At 51.2% G+C, this 15815-nt stretch carries 17 protein-coding genes; 14 read left to right on the top strand and 3 right to left on the bottom strand.

The window, feature by feature from the left end:
• Positions 1-231: 231 nt before the first annotated feature.
• From NYE70_RS21150 to NYE70_RS21140, 3 genes are all read left to right on the top strand, one after another.
• A complete protein-coding gene (locus NYE70_RS21150; protein ID WP_341047998.1) occupies positions 232-1407 on the top strand; it encodes an ABC transporter substrate-binding protein in 1176 nt (391 codons plus the stop codon).
• Positions 1408-1477: 70 nt separating this feature from the next.
• Positions 1478-2428: a LacI family DNA-binding transcriptional regulator gene (locus NYE70_RS21145; RefSeq protein WP_211021559.1), complete on the top strand. Its 951-nt coding sequence runs from the start codon at positions 1478-1480 to the stop codon at positions 2426-2428.
• A gap of 82 nt (positions 2429-2510) precedes the next feature.
• Positions 2511-3131 (top strand): HAD family hydrolase, encoded by a 621-nt coding sequence (locus tag NYE70_RS21140; RefSeq protein WP_341047995.1) that lies wholly within the window; start codon positions 2511-2513, stop codon positions 3129-3131.
• A gap of 58 nt (positions 3132-3189) precedes the next feature.
• Here the strand turns inward: NYE70_RS21140 and NYE70_RS21135 are convergent, their stop codons facing one another.
• Positions 3190-3387, bottom strand: coding sequence for a helix-turn-helix transcriptional regulator (locus NYE70_RS21135; protein WP_211021561.1), 198 nt, complete (start codon positions 3385-3387; stop codon positions 3190-3192).
• Positions 3388-3410: 23 nt separating this feature from the next.
• A complete protein-coding gene (locus tag NYE70_RS21130; RefSeq protein WP_244861557.1) occupies positions 3411-3944 on the bottom strand; it encodes a DUF6773 family protein in 534 nt (177 codons plus the stop codon).
• A 222-nt stretch (positions 3945-4166) separates the two neighbouring features.
• Between NYE70_RS21130 and NYE70_RS21125 the strand changes: the two genes are divergently transcribed.
• On the top strand, positions 4167-4928 hold the full coding sequence (locus NYE70_RS21125; protein ID WP_211022150.1) for an SDR family NAD(P)-dependent oxidoreductase: 762 nt from the start codon (positions 4167-4169) through the stop codon (positions 4926-4928).
• A 233-nt stretch (positions 4929-5161) separates the two neighbouring features.
• The gene (locus NYE70_RS21120) at positions 5162-5779 is read left to right on the top strand and encodes a helix-turn-helix domain-containing protein (RefSeq protein ID WP_213655380.1); all 618 of its coding nucleotides are present in this window, start codon (positions 5162-5164) and stop codon (positions 5777-5779) included.
• A 622-nt stretch (positions 5780-6401) separates the two neighbouring features.
• Here the strand turns inward: NYE70_RS21120 and NYE70_RS21115 are convergent.
• A complete protein-coding gene (locus NYE70_RS21115; protein ID WP_211020084.1) occupies positions 6402-7622 on the bottom strand; it encodes an IS256 family transposase in 1221 nt (406 codons plus the stop codon).
• Positions 7623-8257: 635 nt separating this feature from the next.
• On the opposite strand from NYE70_RS21115, the gene NYE70_RS21110 reads away from it, so the two are divergent.
• The 9 genes from NYE70_RS21110 (at position 8258) to NYE70_RS21070 (ending at position 15798) form a co-directional block, all read left to right on the top strand.
• The gene (locus tag NYE70_RS21110; RefSeq protein WP_341047993.1) at positions 8258-9295 is read left to right on the top strand and encodes a radical SAM/SPASM domain-containing protein; all 1038 of its coding nucleotides are present in this window, start codon (positions 8258-8260) and stop codon (positions 9293-9295) included.
• Positions 9296-9307: 12 nt separating this feature from the next.
• Positions 9308-9598, top strand: coding sequence for a hypothetical protein (locus NYE70_RS21105; RefSeq protein ID WP_211021565.1), 291 nt, complete (start codon positions 9308-9310; stop codon positions 9596-9598).
• A gap of 31 nt (positions 9599-9629) precedes the next feature.
• Entirely contained in the window at positions 9630-9773 is a 144-nt protein-coding gene (locus NYE70_RS21100; RefSeq protein WP_211021566.1) for a hypothetical protein, read from the top strand.
• Between the two features lie 71 nt (positions 9774-9844).
• Positions 9845-11095 carry a M16 family metallopeptidase gene (locus tag NYE70_RS21095; RefSeq protein ID WP_341047991.1) on the top strand — a complete coding sequence of 417 codons (1251 nt, stop codon included), beginning with the start codon at positions 9845-9847 and terminating at the stop codon, positions 11093-11095.
• A 15-nt stretch (positions 11096-11110) separates the two neighbouring features.
• Positions 11111-12382 carry a M16 family metallopeptidase gene (locus tag NYE70_RS21090; RefSeq protein WP_341047989.1) on the top strand — a complete coding sequence of 424 codons (1272 nt, stop codon included), beginning with the start codon at positions 11111-11113 and terminating at the stop codon, positions 12380-12382.
• Positions 12383-12399: 17 nt separating this feature from the next.
• Positions 12400-13446, top strand: a complete 1047-nt coding sequence (locus NYE70_RS21085) for a radical SAM/SPASM domain-containing protein (protein ID WP_341047988.1) — start codon at positions 12400-12402, stop codon at positions 13444-13446.
• Between the two features lie 65 nt (positions 13447-13511).
• Positions 13512-13823 carry a YciI family protein gene (locus tag NYE70_RS21080; protein ID WP_290407008.1) on the top strand — a complete coding sequence of 104 codons (312 nt, stop codon included), beginning with the start codon at positions 13512-13514 and terminating at the stop codon, positions 13821-13823.
• A gap of 1 nt (position 13824) precedes the next feature.
• A complete protein-coding gene (locus NYE70_RS21075) occupies positions 13825-15081 on the top strand; it encodes an MDR family MFS transporter (protein ID WP_341047986.1) in 1257 nt (418 codons plus the stop codon).
• A gap of 39 nt (positions 15082-15120) precedes the next feature.
• The gene (locus tag NYE70_RS21070) at positions 15121-15798 is read left to right on the top strand and encodes an MOSC domain-containing protein (protein ID WP_211021571.1); all 678 of its coding nucleotides are present in this window, start codon (positions 15121-15123) and stop codon (positions 15796-15798) included.
• Positions 15799-15815 lie beyond the last annotated feature (17 nt).

Raw genomic sequence — 15815 nt, 5'->3', positions numbered from 1 at the left:
TGAGACATACAAATAGGGAGCTACAACATACAGGGGGAAATCGACTAAGGGTGACTATTGGAGGTAACGACCAATCCGGTCCTGGTCAAACCCCGACCGAGTTCTACGGATCCCCTGGTTTTACCGATAGAAAAAACCTGATACTCCAGTCTCAGGTTTTTTCGCTCTTTTCTCCAAGGCTGGCTTGTGGTAAGAATGGCTTATAGATACTTGATCAGGGAGGCGAGCGGCTTGAGCGAACAGAACCCGAAGCAATATATAGAGCATTATTCAATACTATTCACAACGCAATCCCAAGTGCATTCCCATAAGCCTTCCATAACGCAACATACTAGACGTTTCCAAGTACATATCCTGCTTCCTCTTTTTACGCTGCTCATATTGGCTGGATTTGCCATTTTGGCGGGCTGCGAATCGCCGGGGACTCCGGCTTCACAGACAGGAGCAGGTACTGGCGGTGTCGATTCACCCCTTACTCCTACGGTCGGAACGGTGCCGGCGGAGGGGGCGCTCACTACCGGCAAACGGCAAATTGTGCTCGGTTTTTCTCAGCTTGGCACGGAGAGCGATTGGCGCAACGCCAACAGTCAATCGGTCAAGGAGGCGGCGGAGGAGGCGGGAATCGAGCTCATTTTTGAAAATGCGGAGCAGTCGCAAAAGAAGCAATTTGAAGCGGTCCGCGGCTTTATTTCCCGTAAGGTAGATGTGATTGCGATCGCCCCTGTCGTTCAATCGGGCTGGGATCCGATTCTGGATGAGGCGCAGCAGGCGGGGATTCCGGTCATTATTGTGGACCGGGCGGTTGATGTAGAAGACGCGTCGAAATATGTGACCCTCATCGGTTCGGATTTTTATGAAGAAGGGGAAAAAGCAGGGAAATTCCTGGTGGACAAAATGGCCGGGACGGAAGGGCCTGTCGGCATTGTGGAGTTGAAAGGGACAGCGGGCTCCACCCCCTCCATCGACCGGGGACGAGGGTTTGCGGATACGCTTCAGGGGCACGCCAAGTTTAAGGTGCTGCAGAGCGAATACGCCGATTTTACCCATGAGCAGGGAAGGGAAGTTATGAAATCGTTTCTGCAAGAGTTCGGAGACGGCATCGGGGTGTTGTATGCCCACAACGATGATATGGCGCTGGGCGCGATTGAAGCGATTGAAGCATACGGACTGAAGCCGGGGAAGGACATTGTGATTATTTCCGTGGACGGTACACGCAGGGCGCTGGAGAGCATGATCGCAGGCAAAATTAATGCAGTGGTGGAATGTAACCCGCTCCTGGGACCGAACCTGATGCAGGCGGTGAATGAATTGATGGAGGGACGCACGCTCCCGAAAAAAATCGTCACCCCGGAAAGCGTCTTTACCGAAGTGACCGCCGAATTGGAGGTAAACAACCGCAAATATTAGATATGGAGGGCACGGGGCGCTATACTATTTTCAGGAACCATTATAAATATCGTCTGGAGAGAGTAACCCTATGGCAAATATCCATGAAATCGCCAGGCTGGCCGGCGTATCCGTATCTACCGTCTCCCGTGTGCTGAACCATCACAAATATGTATCGGAAGAAAAGCGGACCGCGGTCCTGAAAGTCATTGAAGAAATGAACTACACGCCCAACCGGAATGCCGTCGATTTAATCCGCGGAGAGACGAAGAAAATCGGGGTCATTATCCCCTATACGAATAATCAGGCATTCGATCAACTTTTGCACGGGGTGCTCAACCGGTCCGTGGAGAACGATTACGCAATCATGGTGCTGCCCACCAAATATAATCCGGATAAAGAAATCGAACACTTATTTATGTTGAAAAATAAATTGCTGGACGCCATCATCATCACGTCGCGAGCCAACCCTTGGGAGAATATCCTTCCTTTTACCGAGTACGGATCGGTGATTTCCTGCGAATATACGGAACATCCGGAAATCGGCTGCTCTTATATGGACCGGTACGCCGCGTATCTTGAAGTTTTTCAATTGTTAAAAAAGAAGGGGCACCGGAACATCGCCTTTACCACTGCACGGGGCACCGAAAGCGTCAGCACCCGTCAAACGATTGCGGCCTATGAGAAGGTGTTCGGACAGTTTGATCCGGTTTACCGGCAGTCCGATTGCTTCAGCTTTGAAGACGGAATGGCGGCGGGCCAGCGGCTGCTCGGAATAAATCCGAGACCGACGGCAATATATGCGAACGGGGATGAGGTTGCCGGCGGAATCTACAAGTATGCCAGATCGGTTGGCTTGAGTATCCCGGAAGATCTGGCCATTATCGGGCAAGAAAATCAGCCGGTCGGCGTCGGACTCGACATTTCTACCTTAGATCATCAACTGGTTAAGGTCGGGGAACAAGCTTTTGATCTGGCCATGACCAAATCCAAAGCCAAAGTGGAGACGCCTTATAAAATGATCCTTCGCTCCTCTATTTAGGGATTGACCTGAAATCCATTTCATCTTTTATGCTGGAATAGGTTTGAAGGAAGGCATACCAATAGTAGGAGGATGAGAAAAAATGTACACATCTATTATTTATGACGTTGACGGTACTTTAATCGATACGGAGCATGCTGTTCTGGGATCGCTGCAAAAAATGCTGTCCCTCGATTACGGGATCGAGATGGATACGCAGGATCTGAGGTTTGTCCTGGGCATCCCGGGAGCAGTAGCGTTACCGAGACTCGGCATTCTCAACATTGAAGAGGCTAATGACCGCTGGAACCGTTACATGAAGGATTTCTATTCCACCATGAGCGTATTTGACGGGATTTCTCAAGTGCTGAGGACGCTGAGTCAAAGGGATTTTAAACAGGGAATCGTAACTTCCAAAACGGGCGAGGAATTGAGAGATGACTTTATACCGTTCGGGCTGATGGAGTATTTACCCTACAAGGTCTGCGCCGAGGATACTGAACAACATAAACCCAATCCTGAGCCTTTGCTAAAATATTTGGAGATTTCAGGTTCGGATCCTAAAAGCTCCATTTATATCGGTGATACGATCTATGATTGCGAATGCGCCAGAGATGCGGGAGTTGATTTTGCCCTGGCTCTGTGGGGGTGTAACAATCACGAGTCTATTCCAGCCAAATATAAATTGGTCCGGCCCGAGAGCCTACTGGAACTCCTGGTTTAAATGCAGGAATTCCTAGGCCTCAGGCCTTTTTTTATGCGTTGGGAGGGTTATTCCCGCTTTAATCTTCTTCCCAGAACAGGTCATTTAACGTGCGGGACAGCGCCTTGCAGATCGCGACGCATAAACTGAGAGACGGGTTGTATTTGCCAAGTTCGATGAGACCGATCGTTTGCCTGGACACTCCCACCAGCTGTGCCAATTCATCCTGGGACAGATCTTTTTCCACCCGGGCCATCTTTAACTTGAGATTTTTCATAAGGCTATATCCTATCCCTTTCTTCAAGAATCCAGCAGATCATCATCGGAGGCTTTTTTGCTTGCTTTGTTAGCTAAGGAGTGAGAGACGGCAAGAAAGCCGATAAAGAACGGCAGATAGATCATGAGCGAAGCCATAAAGACAATGAAGAAATACCAGGCTTGGTTCAAGAAGGTGCCGTCTGCGTACAGAATCGCACTGCGGATGCCGAAGAACAAGGAGATCGCAAGGCCGATGCCGAGGCCGGTCAAAATATTTTTGAGACTGTAGGACATTTTACTCCGGTTATCGTGAGCCTCGACCTCGTCAGAATAGATCCCGAGCATGACGGTACGGATCGTGTAATACAGATTGCCCGCCGACACAATCACGAGTTCGGTTATAAAGGACTCCCAACCGCTCTGGAATACCAGCACTTTCAAGAATAAGGAAAGATTGCATATGACCATTACCACCAAGTAGGACTCTTTGAAAATTTTGTTTCTAAGATGGAGAATGCGCTCATCGACCAGCTTGTTTTTGGCGAATAACTTCATCGTGATCAAAACCCCTTTCATGGGTATAATTCCTTTTTTGAAGGTTATGGTTGAATTATAATAATATAATCACCAAAATGCAATATATATATTGCAAAATAGTTAATAAAAGTTGCAGTGTTCATTACGCGAAGAGAAGATGCCCAACTAATGCGGCAGGAATCCAAGGGTTTTTGCAGAATTGAAATAATGGAGCATCATAACCCTGTAACAATACAGGCTTGAGAGGAGACCATGGCAGTGTTGAATATCGACTTAACGGGAAAAATCGCGCTGATTACCGGAGCCACAGGACAGCTTGGCAGAATCATGACCCGGACATTGGCTCAGTGCGGAGCGAAAGTAGCCATCCATTATATGAGCAACGCAGGAAAAGCACGCGAATTGCTTCAAGAGATTGAAGAAGCCGGTGGACAAGCCATGATCGTCCAAGGCGACATTACGAAAAAAGAGCAGATCGAGAACATGAAGGCACAGATTCGCGAGCAGCTTGGCGATCCCGATATCGTGGTTGCGAATGCCGTTGTGCAATACGGATGGACTTCCGTTTTGGAACAGTCGCCGGAAGATTATGTGAGCCAGTTTGAATCCTGCGTCATGCAGAACGTATTTTTGGCCAAAGCTTTTATTCCGGGGATGATCGACAAAGGTTGGGGACGAATGATCGGGATCAATACCGAGTGCGCTATGCAAAACTTCCCGAGCCAATCCGCCTATACGGCAGGCAAACGGGGGATGGACGGCGTGTATCGCGTCTTGGCCAAGGAGGTAGGCGCGCATCAAATTACCGTAAACCAGGTTGCTCCGGGATGGACGATCAGCGAAAAAGATCGCGGTGCACACGACCTGAATGACGCCGCTTATGTGGAACAGGTACCTCTGAAGCGCAGAGGTGAGGATCAGGATATCGCGAATGCGGTCGCTTTTTTGGCATCCGATCTGGCCGGATTTATTACCGGGGCTTACATTCCGGTCAATGGCGGAAACGTAATGCCTGCGATCTGATCCAACTAAAATGACATAAAATTGTAAAGAATCTTTGACTTCCGTATCGGCGGGAGTTCAAAGGTTCTTTTTTTGTTGGAAATTTTGCAGGTGCCAGCATTCGACAAAATCACCTTATTTCCACCTCTTCCTTATATAGTAAAAAATTGCTATCATGAAGCAAATATAGGATTTGGCCAAGCCAATACTGTCGGAAACCATTAAAGAGCGGGATCAACGTGAGGAGTGAGAATATGATAAACTCTGCCAGCCAAGAGGAACAGCTCAGGGACTCAGTTGTCTGGATCAAGAAATTGTCGAATTCCGCTTTTGAGATCGATTCGAAGGGAATCATCCTAGCCTGGAATGGGGGGATGGAGCAGTTGACCGGGATTGGAGCCGCCAAAACACTTGGCATGCCGTGCAGAGAACTTTCCTTGTTTTGCGATGCCCAGGGCCGCTGCGTTTGCGATCAGGATTGTCCGATCCATCAAGCGGCTAAAACGATGGGAAGTTATCTGGGAAAGCGCCATGTCTATTTGAATGCTCGCAACCGGGCGATCCCTGTATCCAAAACAGTATTTATCAGCCGAGGATCGGAGTCGACGGACCGGGTGGTTCATGTGGTGTTGGAGCGAGTGCAGGAGATGTGGCCGTCTTTCGGGCTCACCCCTAGCGAGATGCGGGTTTTAAGGTATATGTGTCAAGGGTATTCGACGGAAGAAATTGCTACCGGCATGAACATCACCTATAACACGGTACGCACTCATATTCGCAATGTGCTTAGCAAACTTGGTGTTCACAAAAGGATGGAGGCCGTTTCCATGGCCATGGGGGAATATGCCAAGCTGCCTTTGGAAAGAGAAGGGTAGAGTTAAGGCTGCTGGAAAAGGAACCTAAGCTGAATATTGCTTTATCACACTGCCGCGGCGCTTGGTATGATTTTTAGGGTGTACTCTAGCTGCGAGGTGTTTTAAATATCTCGCTGTGTTTTTAACCGCTAGATATGCTTTATACGTAGAGATGTGCTTTAAACGTGAGACGTACTTCGAACATAGCGATGTGCTTTTAAACATGGGATATGCTTTACCCATGAAATGCGCTTTAAACATGAGATATGCTTTAACCACGAGATGCGCCTTAACCAAGAGATGTGCTTTAACCGTCTGTGTGTTGTGGTCGCATGACCTTTTTGCCACAGCCTTAATTCTAACGGACACAGGAGCCGTTAAACGTAACAAATCCGGACTTTTGAACCGCTAACGGACACAGGTGACCTTAATCGCTCAAATTGAGTCAGAAATTGGCCGATTTAGCGTATTTAAGGTCTTTGGTGTCCGTTAGAATTCAAAGAGAGCAATTTTGGGCATTTTAACGTCCGTGGTGTCCGTTAGAAATACATGGGATAGTCCGACGCTACGTCAAATAAGGGTCTGTCAAGATTTTTGTGTAAACTCATTGTCAAGCAAATCCCCCGAGGGGGATTTGGCGTTTCTAACGTAAATAGTTACTGATGCGATCCGGAAAGAAGACGGATAGCTGGAGTAGCATTTGCCCCCAATTTTGGACACGACCTGTCCATTTACGAGTAACATCCATTGTGGCTAGGTAGAGCATTTTAAGCAAGGCTTCATCGGTAGGGAAAATGCTTTTTCCTTTGGTCACTTTACGAAGCTGCCGGTGGTAGCTTTCAATCATGTTGGTAGTATAGATGAGTTTGCGGATCTCCGGCGGGTATTTGAAAAACGTTGAGAGCTCTCCCCAGTTGTTTCTCCAAGAGCGAACAATGAGCGGATACTTGGTGCCCCAAACTTCCTCGAACCGATCCAGTTCAAGCAGGGCGCCTTCTTCCGTGGCTGCTTTGTAAATCGGCTTCAAGTCAGCGGTGACTTTCTTAAGATCTTTGTACGATACGTAGCGAGTGGAATTACGGATCTGGTGAATGATACACTTTTGGATTTCGGTCTTTGGATAGCAAGCTGCAATCGCTTCAGAGAAGCCACTTAGGTTGTCCACACAGATAATAAGGATATCTTGGACCCCTCGATTTCGAAGGTCATTGAGTACGCTGAGCCAGAACTTGCTGGATTCGTTCTCGCCAATCCACATACCCAGCACATCCTTATTCCCATCCAGATCAATTCCGATCACCATGTATGCAGCTTTATTTACAATAGCTCCGTCCTGTTTCACTTTAAAATGAATCGCGTCCATGTATATGACCGCGTAGACACCTTGAAGTGGCCGATTTTGCCATTCCTTGATGAGAGGTACGATTTTGTTCGTAACATTGGATATGAGTGTAGGCGAGACTTCGATTCCGTACAGATTTTGGAGATGATCCTGAATCTCCCGAGTGCTGACACCTTTAGCGTAAAGAGCTATAATCTGATCTTCGATTCCGGTCACATTCTTCTGATGTTTCTGTATAACCAAGGGCTCAAACTCACCCAAACGATCCCGAGGGACCATGATTTCTTGCTCACCGTACTCGCTAACCACTGTCTTTTTACTCTTGCCATTCCGGCTATTGGGTGTTACTTTGGCTTTAACTTCATGCTTCTCATATCCAAGATGTGTATCGAGTTCTGCCTCCAACATCTCTTGAATGGTCTCTGCAAACAACTCTTTCAAAGCGTTCTGTGCATCTTGAGCCGTTACCAGTTTGTTCTCCTTAATGAAAGCTCGTAATTGCTCTTTTGTCCAAAGTCCCATGTGTTCCCCCAACCTTTCTATTACTTTCCATTTTAGTAGAATTGGGAGTTTACACAAATTATTTTACAGACTCTCAAATAACTAGTTTTTGGATATCGCCCCCGTAACACCATCCTTCACTCAACTGATCATGTTACCACATATCTCCATCAAACCTTCGCCTCGCACCTTATCCCCTCGCACATTCCCACATATCTCCATCAAACCTTTGCCTCGCACATTCCCGCATACCTCCATCAAACCTTTGCCTCGCACATTCCCGCATACCTCCGTCAAACCTTTGCCTAGCACCTTATCACATATCTCCATCAAACTTTCTTCTCGCACCTTACCGCATACCTCCGCAAAACGTCCTCTTACCGTTTTTAATTACCTCTCACGCCCACCATTCTTCCCACAATATAATCCCCATGGAACTTCCCCCATTTCGTTTTTCGCACATTCATCTGTTCTTCCGGCATTTTCCGTTTTCTCCTATTCTTTCGTTCTCCCCAAGAACATTTTGATTTCCGATTTTTCACTCCTATCTACTTCAAATGGACGATGAGCGGAAAAAGAAGGTGTGTTACTTTGAAATCAGCTGGATCAGGGTTGGAGAAATATGGCAGTCATCTAAACGGAAGGAGGATAAGTGTGTGAGTGTGCTTGCAACGATTCAAGACGAATTCAAAGCCCCTTTCTACCTGGTATGGGAAATTACGCTACGGTGCAATGCCAAGTGCGTGCATTGCTATTCCGGAGCCGGACTGGCTCATCCGATGGAGTTTTCGACGGAGGAGGCGTTGTCCGTAGTCGATCAGCTTGCGGACGCCGGTGTTTTGATTTTGGGATTGTCCGGAGGGGAGGCGCTGCTACGCCCCGACTGGATGCAGATCGCTTCACGCGCAAGCGGTCACGGCATGATGGTGTCTGTCGGAACGAACGGTGCCGTCATCAATGACACGATGTGCGGGAAACTGAAGCAAGCGGGAATCCAGAGCGTTTGCGTCAGCATCGACGGTGCCACGGCGGAGGTGCATGAACAGGTCCGCGGAGTACCGGGACTGTTCAACAAAGCGGTAGAGGCCGTGGCATGTCTGGTACGCAACGGAATCAGTGTGACCGTAGGCTATACGCCGACGAAGCTGAATTTCCGGGACGGCAGAAACGTAGTGAAGTTGGCGGCGGAGCTGGGGGCCAACGGAGCGAATCTGTCGGAATTTATACCGACGGGCCGGGGAGACCGTGATTTGGCTCTGTCGCCGGAGGAATTAAAAGGCGTGATCGAGGAATGGATCGAGATGCAGGAGGAATATGCTGGCAGAATGAAAATCTACTGGCACGACTGCCGGGTCGCTTTGATGCTGCCTCCAAAAGAAGGCGCCATGTACATCGGCTGCGGAGCCGGCCGGGTAACGGCGAGAATTACGGTGGAAGGCAATGTGACCCCTTGCGTAACACTGCCCATGGCGGCGGGAAACTTGAGGGAATCTACGTTTGACGAGATTTGGAATCATTCCCCGCTGCTTGCCGGTATTCGCGACCGCAAGTCCAAAACCGAGGGGAATTGCGGAACTTGCGAGCATAAATTTGTTTGCGGCGGCTGCCGCTCGGCCTCGCTGGCCTATTATGGAGACCCGGCGCTCGGCGATCCGTATTGCTGGATCGTACCGGAAACCGCCGCGGCATTATAGGAGGATACCGTGATGAGCAATATCAATTCAAACAGTGTAGTCAGCCGAACTCCGGGGGTTGTTACACGGAAAGAGGAAAACCGGAAATTCATCGTATACAATCCCGCGACGGACGAGATTCATCTGCTGCAGCCCGTGGCCCATGCCATTTTGAAATTATGCGAATATTCCTGCGAGGTTGATAAGCTGGCGTCGATCGCTTCCGAAGAAATACCCGCTTTAGGCTGTGAAGAAGGAAAGATGGCTGTCTGGAAGCTTTTGGAGCGACTGGAGCAACGGAAACTGGTTACGATTTCGAACTAATCCTCTCTCGGCTGGGAAAGGAGGTGAGATCATGGAACAAAATAAAGAATTGCTGTTGGAAACGGCTAGGGCTTCATTATCCGAAATGAAAGAATGCGACCTGCTTTCGGCTGTGGACTACATGGATATTGTGGATTTGGGCGAGCTGTCGCTGATTGCCTGGCGGGTAATCTGACCGGCGGAAGGAAGGGACCTTTCTTCACAGGGAGGTCCTTTTGTCTCCATCTATTTCAAGGAGCGATGGTCATGGAAAATAGCGGCTTATTTTTGCGGCGGTTGACTAATGGATTATCCGTAATCGCGATGCCGCAGGCAGATGTAGAAACCGTTTCGGTCGGTTTGCTGACAGGCGCCGGCGCGAGACTGGAAGAACCGTGGGAACTGGGCAGTTCGAGGATTCTTGAATATTGGATTTGGGACGGTCTTTCCACCGAACTGGCCGATCTGGGAATCCATAAAAAGTCCGCTCCGAACATAGAGTGGACCCGATATTGGGTCACGGCCCTCGCTCCATATTTTGCGCAGACGCTGCGGACGTTGCTTCAAGCGGTATCAGCACCGGGCTTGCAGGAGCGTTCCTTTGCCGCGTTTCGATCTCTGGCGGCTCATCAGGCTGCGGCCCGCGAAAATGAGCCTCAGGCATGTACGGCCGATTTGCTCAGACAAGCCATGGGCGGTACGCAGCCGATTGCCAGGTCGGCGTATGGCCGAAGCGACGGTTACGGCATTTTGGACCCCGGGACTGTCCGAAACGTTTCCGAGCGATTGTATCAACCGGCTAATTGCGTACTCGCTATTGTCGGGAACTACGCAGAAGATCATTTAGAAAAACTGCTGGATGATTGCCAAGATAATTGGAAAGGTAATACGTCTTCGGCCTGCTTCCCGTCCGAGCAAGCTCCCTTATGGACGCCGGGAATCATCGCCAAGGAACGAGAAGCGAATCAAGCGTATCTGACGCTGGGGATTCCCGGTGTTCCGTATGACGATGCCGATTTTTTTCCGCTCGCCGTTCTGGTTCAGATTATCGGCGGCGGGGACGGATCCCGGCTGTATGAGGAGATCCGACAGCGCCGAGGGCTCGTTTATCAGATTCGAAGCAGCCTTACTTCTTTCCGCGACGCCGGCCTGATGACCATTCAACTGGGTTCCCGGAAGGAGTCGGCGCTGGAGGCGCTGGAACAAATCATTCTGGAGCTGCGGCGTCTTGAACGCGATGGAGTGACGGAACGGGAAGTGCAATCCGCCAAAAACCAATTGATCAAGCAGATGGTGATGCGTTCAGAAAGTACGGTTGCCCGGATGAATACTTTGCTTACCTCGGGCTGGTATCCCAAATATCCGAGTACGCTGGAGGCTATGCGCCGATCGATCGAAGGAGTGACGACAGGGGCGGTCTCGGAGGCGATCTCCCGACATGCGCTGACGAATTCCCTAGGCATTGCCAGCATCGGCCCGTTGGCGGCAAGCGATCTTAAGGCGGGAGCGATTCATTGAGGAGGAGATTCCATCATGGAGCAACGATCGGTTACGCTGCCGAATAATCTTCGGGTATTACTGCACCGGATGCCGTCCATGGCTACGGTGTCGGTCTGTTTTTACGTTTTGAGCGGGCCCCGCGACGAGACGCCAAATCAAGCGGGGGCCGCTCATATGCTGGAGCATATGCTGTTCCGGGGCTCCGAAGCATTTTCTGAGGAAGACATCCGGCGGGCGATGCGGGAAACCGGCTCGGACATGAACGCTTTTACGGCTTGGGAAGGGACATGCATATACGCCCGGATGCTGCCCGAGTATTTCGGCAGCCTGTTTCCGGTGCTGGCGGATATGGTGCGTCATCCCAAGCTGAATGCAGCCGACTATGAAGTGGAGCGAAGTGTGGTTCAGGAGGAATTGGCGAGGCAACTGGATGAGCCGCGCAGCGTAATGCTCCATGAGCTTCACAGGTTAAGCTTCGACGACAGGATGGGCGGCATCCTCATCGGCTCGAAGGAACAAATTAGAGATCTGGAACTTCAGGAGTTACGCGCTTTCCATCGAAGTCATTACGTCCCCGACAATACGCTCGTCATTATTACAGGCGCCTACGAAGAGAAACAGATTGATGAGGCGCTGACTTCGCTGGAGGATTGGCGGCCGAGCGCAGACGGTCTTCTGTCCGAAGCGGTCCGGCAAAAGCGAAGCATGGGAGGATCGATTGCCGGGCCGGAAAAGCGTACCTCCAAACTAAAGGCCCCTCTTTTCCGCAAGGGCGCGGGAATTTGGGGATGGCGGCTTCCGCCGCTACAAGGTGCGGATCATTATGCCGCCCATCTTTTGTGCACGCTGCTCGGCGACGACAATACGCTGGGCTCAAGATTTGAAACGGTGCTGGTGCGGGCGCGGATCGCGGAGCAGGCCAACGCGGTATATACCTCTTTTTCCGGAGGAGGCATGTTGAAAATTTACGGTACGTTTCCTGCAGAACAAGAGGAAAAGGTCCAGGGTATCGTGATGGATGAACTGAGGCGCTTGCATGAAGGAAAAGGGGATCCTGGCGAACTCCGGCGGGCTAAAAATAAAATCAAGACCCAACTCGCGGTAGATGCTTCCACTACGGATAGCAGAATGATTTCGATGGCGCAGGCCTGGCTTCCAGGGCGGGAGATGGTTCCCCTGCAGGAAGTGCTGGACAGGATCGACGACATAACGGAAAGGCAACTCGCAAATCTGGCCGGCCGCCTGCTGGAAGAATCGTTATTCCGGGTGATTGCCGGACCGCCGGAACACGCGAAACTATCATAAAGAAGAGGAGGGGTTTCATGAGTCTCATACTCCGCTATCCGCTGCATATGGTCTGGGCGGTCACGAATCTCTGCAATGCCCACTGCGTTCATTGTTCCTCCAGCGCGGGCTGCCGCTTGCCCGGGGAGTTGGACACGAAAGAGGCTCTCGGCCTGATTGATCAACTGTCCGAATTGGGCGTCGTGGATTTGGCTCTATCGGGTGGCGAGGCTCTGCTCAGGCCCGACATTGACGAACTGATTTCCCATGCGGTGAAAAGAAACATGCAGGTCGGACTCGGTACCAATGGCTGGTGGATTCAAAAGGAACGGGCGCATGAGCTGAAGCGGCTCGGTTTGCACCGCGTCCAGATCAGTCTTGACGGACTGGGACCGGTCCATGATCAAGTGCGCGGTTTGCCGGGATTGTTCGAAAGGGCAACCGCAGCAATGCATGCCTGCCGGGAGGCGGGGTTGCAGACGCATGTCTGTTTTACGCCGCACCGGGACAATGTGCAGGATTTGGAGCATGTTATTCAATTCGCCTACGAGCAGGGCATTCATTTGTTCAATCTGTCCCAATTCGTCCCGGTCGGCCGGGGCAGCCAGGCCATGGACCTCTCGGCCGAGAAATGGAAGGAGATTGCCCGCCTTTGGGCGAACAAACGCCGGGAGTATGCCGGCAGAATGAAGTTCACCAGTCATTTGGCGCAGATGGCTCTGGTCGATTCGTCGTTGGCGCGCCAGGAAGCATTCCGCGGCTGCCAGGCGGGGACGGGCCAGGGGTATATTGCCCCGGACGGAACGGTTACGCCTTGCGTGATGCTGCCGGTAGGCATCGGGAACGTGAAGGATAAGCCCTTTCGTGAAATATGGGATGAGTCCTCCGTCATCTCGGATTTGCGCGATCGCAGCAACCTGGGGGGCAAATGCGGAACTTGCGTGATCCGCGAGCGCTGCGGCGGCTGCCGGGGCGTGGCTTACGGTTATTATCAGACGCATATGGGGGAGGATCCGCATTGCTGGCTTCCTCCGGAGGCGGCGCAGGCAAAGGAGCGGATCGACAGCGGTCTTTTGGCCACGTGATCTTGAAGGAATAAATACCGACCGATACCCAAGCTGCAGAAAATAAAAAAAAGGAAGCGATCTTCATGTATTTAACCAGAGAAGAGGATATTCGTTACGTCATTTTGTTGTCCGTGATCCCCGGCAAGGAAATGTCGGAAGATTTGATCCGGGCCCATGTCGGGCATTTGAAGGAACTGGACCGTCAAGGCAGGCTCGTGCTGTGCGGCCCGTTTACCGATTATCGCGGCGGGATGGTCATCATTAAGGCGGCCAGTTACGAAGAAGCGAAGGCGGTTGCCGAAAAAGACCCTTACGTGCAGGCCGGAGTAGAATCCTACGAGCTGAGAACGTGGGAGTTATCCTGCGAAGGCAACAATCATATGGGTATGGGCTAAGATGAAACGATTCTTCGCTTCTCTATCCCAATACAATGCCGTGATCTGGATTCGGGTGTTCGGAACCGCTTTATGCGCGACGACTACCTTTATGCTAAGACCGTTTTTCGTTTTTTATTTATCGGATAAGTTGAATGGTTCGATCCTGCTCCCGCTGTTGATCGTGGGTCTGCAGCCTCTTGCCGGCATACTGTTGAGCTTTTGGGGCGGGGGAATCGCCGATCGATACGGGCGCAAGCCGGTGATGTTGTTTGCCCTGCTGATTCAAGGGGCCTGCATGCTCGGCTTCGTTTTTACCGACCAGGTTTGGGAGTTTGCCGTGTTGTCCGTGATTAACGGAATGGGCATGCCTATGTTCCTGCCGGCCGCCAATGCACAGGTCGCTGACGTGGTCCCTCCCGAGAAACGGGGGGAAGTGTTCGCCCTCATACATACCGCGATAAATGTGGGGGGAGCCGTCGGTCCATTGCTGGGGTTGCTTATTTACTCATGGAATCAGAGTACCGTATTTTCGGTTTCGGCGGCTTCATTCCTGTTGTTTGCCATGCTGGTGTGGTGGAAGGTGCCGGAGACGGTGCCCGCCCGTTCAGCCGAAGGCAGTCTGCCGCAGAAATCGGCAATACCCAAAGTTACGTTCCGCGACCACCGCTTGCTGTACTGGTTTACCTTGTTCACGCTGCCGGTGGGCGTGCTGTATTCCCAAGTGGAGACTACATTTCCGCTACATTTGAAAGAGCATTTCGCCAATGCATCGTCCCTGTTCGCCATTTTGATGACGATCAATTCGGTAGTCGTCGTTGCGGCGATGGTGTGGGTTGCCAAAAAAACGGAGCGGCGAACTCCGCAGATGATGATATTGCTGAGCTATGTCCTGTTTGCCGTCGTTGGCGTCGGTTATGGCTTTGCCCGTCATTTTTATATTCTGATATTGATTGAACTTATTTTTACGGTGGCGGAAATCATTGGCATGACTCATTTGCAAAAATACGTCTCCGTAATTGCGCCGGCCAACATGCGCGGAAAATATAACGCGATCTTCGGGATGTATATGTCGATTCCCAAACTGCTAAGCCCGCTATTATTCGGTCTGCTGTTTGAATATTACGGCGGCGGTGTGATGTTCTCGGCGGTTGCCTTGCTGCTTCTTTTGGCCGGTCCGGCGCAATTCCGGCTGATTCAGAATCATCGGAAAAGGGAAGACGCCGTTCCGCTTCCTGCGGACAAAAAGCCCGTGCTGGCGGAAGCTTCACAAGGTTAAACGCGAGTCAGTCATAGACCGTAGGAACGGAGGAGATGGATGGTGCTGACATTATTGTCGGTCAATATCGGGCAGCCGGCTAGGCTGGTGTATGAAGGCAAAGAGGTCATTACGGCGATTCAGAAATATCCCGTGCAGCACGATCTCCAACTGACCAAACTTATTCTGGAGGGAGACGCCCAGGCTAACCGCCTTCGTCACGGCGGTCCGAATAAAGTGCTCAGCATGCACTCGGCGGAGCATTACCGCTATTTTTCCAAGGTGCTGAATCAGGAGTTGAATTACGGGGACTTCGGCGAAAATATGACGGTCGAAGGAATAACCGAACACGATGTATGCGTCGGCGATATCCTGACTTGGGGCGAGGCCGTGATTCAGGTTTCGCAACCGCGCCCGCCGTGCCACAAACTGGCCAAGCGGTTTGCATCTCCGCAGCTGCCTCTGTGGTTTCAGGAAACCGGCTTTACCGGTTTTTACCTGAGGGTGCTCCGGGAAGGCAGGGTGAGTATCGGACAACCGCTGGCTCTAATGGAGAGGGATCCGGCGGGAATCACGCTGGAAACGGTCAACCGCGTTCTCTATCATGACCGGATGAATATGGAGCTGATCTCCGCTATTTTGGCGGTGGAGGCCTTGTCGGCAAGCTGCAGAATCACGCTGGAAGAACGGCAGAGAGGAATCGACAACGATACCGAGCGGAGATGGATCGGCGGCTGAAGAGGCGTGATATGACC

It is taken from the genome of Paenibacillus sp. FSL R5-0407 (assembly GCF_038009185.1).
Lineage (GTDB): Bacteria > Bacillota > Bacilli > Paenibacillales > Paenibacillaceae > Fontibacillus > Fontibacillus vini.
Note: the sequence above shows the minus strand (reverse complement) of the source record. Positions and strands in the feature narration are given on the sequence as shown.

Coding starts and splice junctions, on each gene's coding strand:
- NYE70_RS21090 (WP_341047989.1), top strand. CDS start 11,111: ATGGAGCAACGATCGGTTACGCTGCCGAATAATCTTCGGGTATTACTG.
- NYE70_RS21100 (WP_211021566.1), top strand. CDS start 9,630: ATGGAACAAAATAAAGAATTGCTGTTGGAAACGGCTAGGGCTTCATTA.
- NYE70_RS21120 (WP_213655380.1), top strand. CDS start 5,162: ATGATAAACTCTGCCAGCCAAGAGGAACAGCTCAGGGACTCAGTTGTC.
- NYE70_RS21075 (WP_341047986.1), top strand. CDS start 13,825: ATGAAACGATTCTTCGCTTCTCTATCCCAATACAATGCCGTGATCTGG.
- NYE70_RS21135 (WP_211021561.1), bottom strand. CDS start 3,387: ATGAAAAATCTCAAGTTAAAGATGGCCCGGGTGGAAAAAGATCTGTCC.
- NYE70_RS21105 (WP_211021565.1), top strand. CDS start 9,308: ATGAGCAATATCAATTCAAACAGTGTAGTCAGCCGAACTCCGGGGGTT.
- NYE70_RS21095 (WP_341047991.1), top strand. CDS start 9,845: ATGGAAAATAGCGGCTTATTTTTGCGGCGGTTGACTAATGGATTATCC.
- NYE70_RS21145 (WP_211021559.1), top strand. CDS start 1,478: ATGGCAAATATCCATGAAATCGCCAGGCTGGCCGGCGTATCCGTATCT.
- NYE70_RS21085 (WP_341047988.1), top strand. CDS start 12,400: ATGAGTCTCATACTCCGCTATCCGCTGCATATGGTCTGGGCGGTCACG.
- NYE70_RS21130 (WP_244861557.1), bottom strand. CDS start 3,944: ATGAAAGGGGTTTTGATCACGATGAAGTTATTCGCCAAAAACAAGCTG.
- NYE70_RS21115 (WP_211020084.1), bottom strand. CDS start 7,622: ATGGGACTTTGGACAAAAGAGCAATTACGAGCTTTCATTAAGGAGAAC.
- NYE70_RS21080 (WP_290407008.1), top strand. CDS start 13,512: ATGTATTTAACCAGAGAAGAGGATATTCGTTACGTCATTTTGTTGTCC.
- NYE70_RS21140 (WP_341047995.1), top strand. CDS start 2,511: ATGTACACATCTATTATTTATGACGTTGACGGTACTTTAATCGATACG.
- NYE70_RS21070 (WP_211021571.1), top strand. CDS start 15,121: ATGGTGCTGACATTATTGTCGGTCAATATCGGGCAGCCGGCTAGGCTG.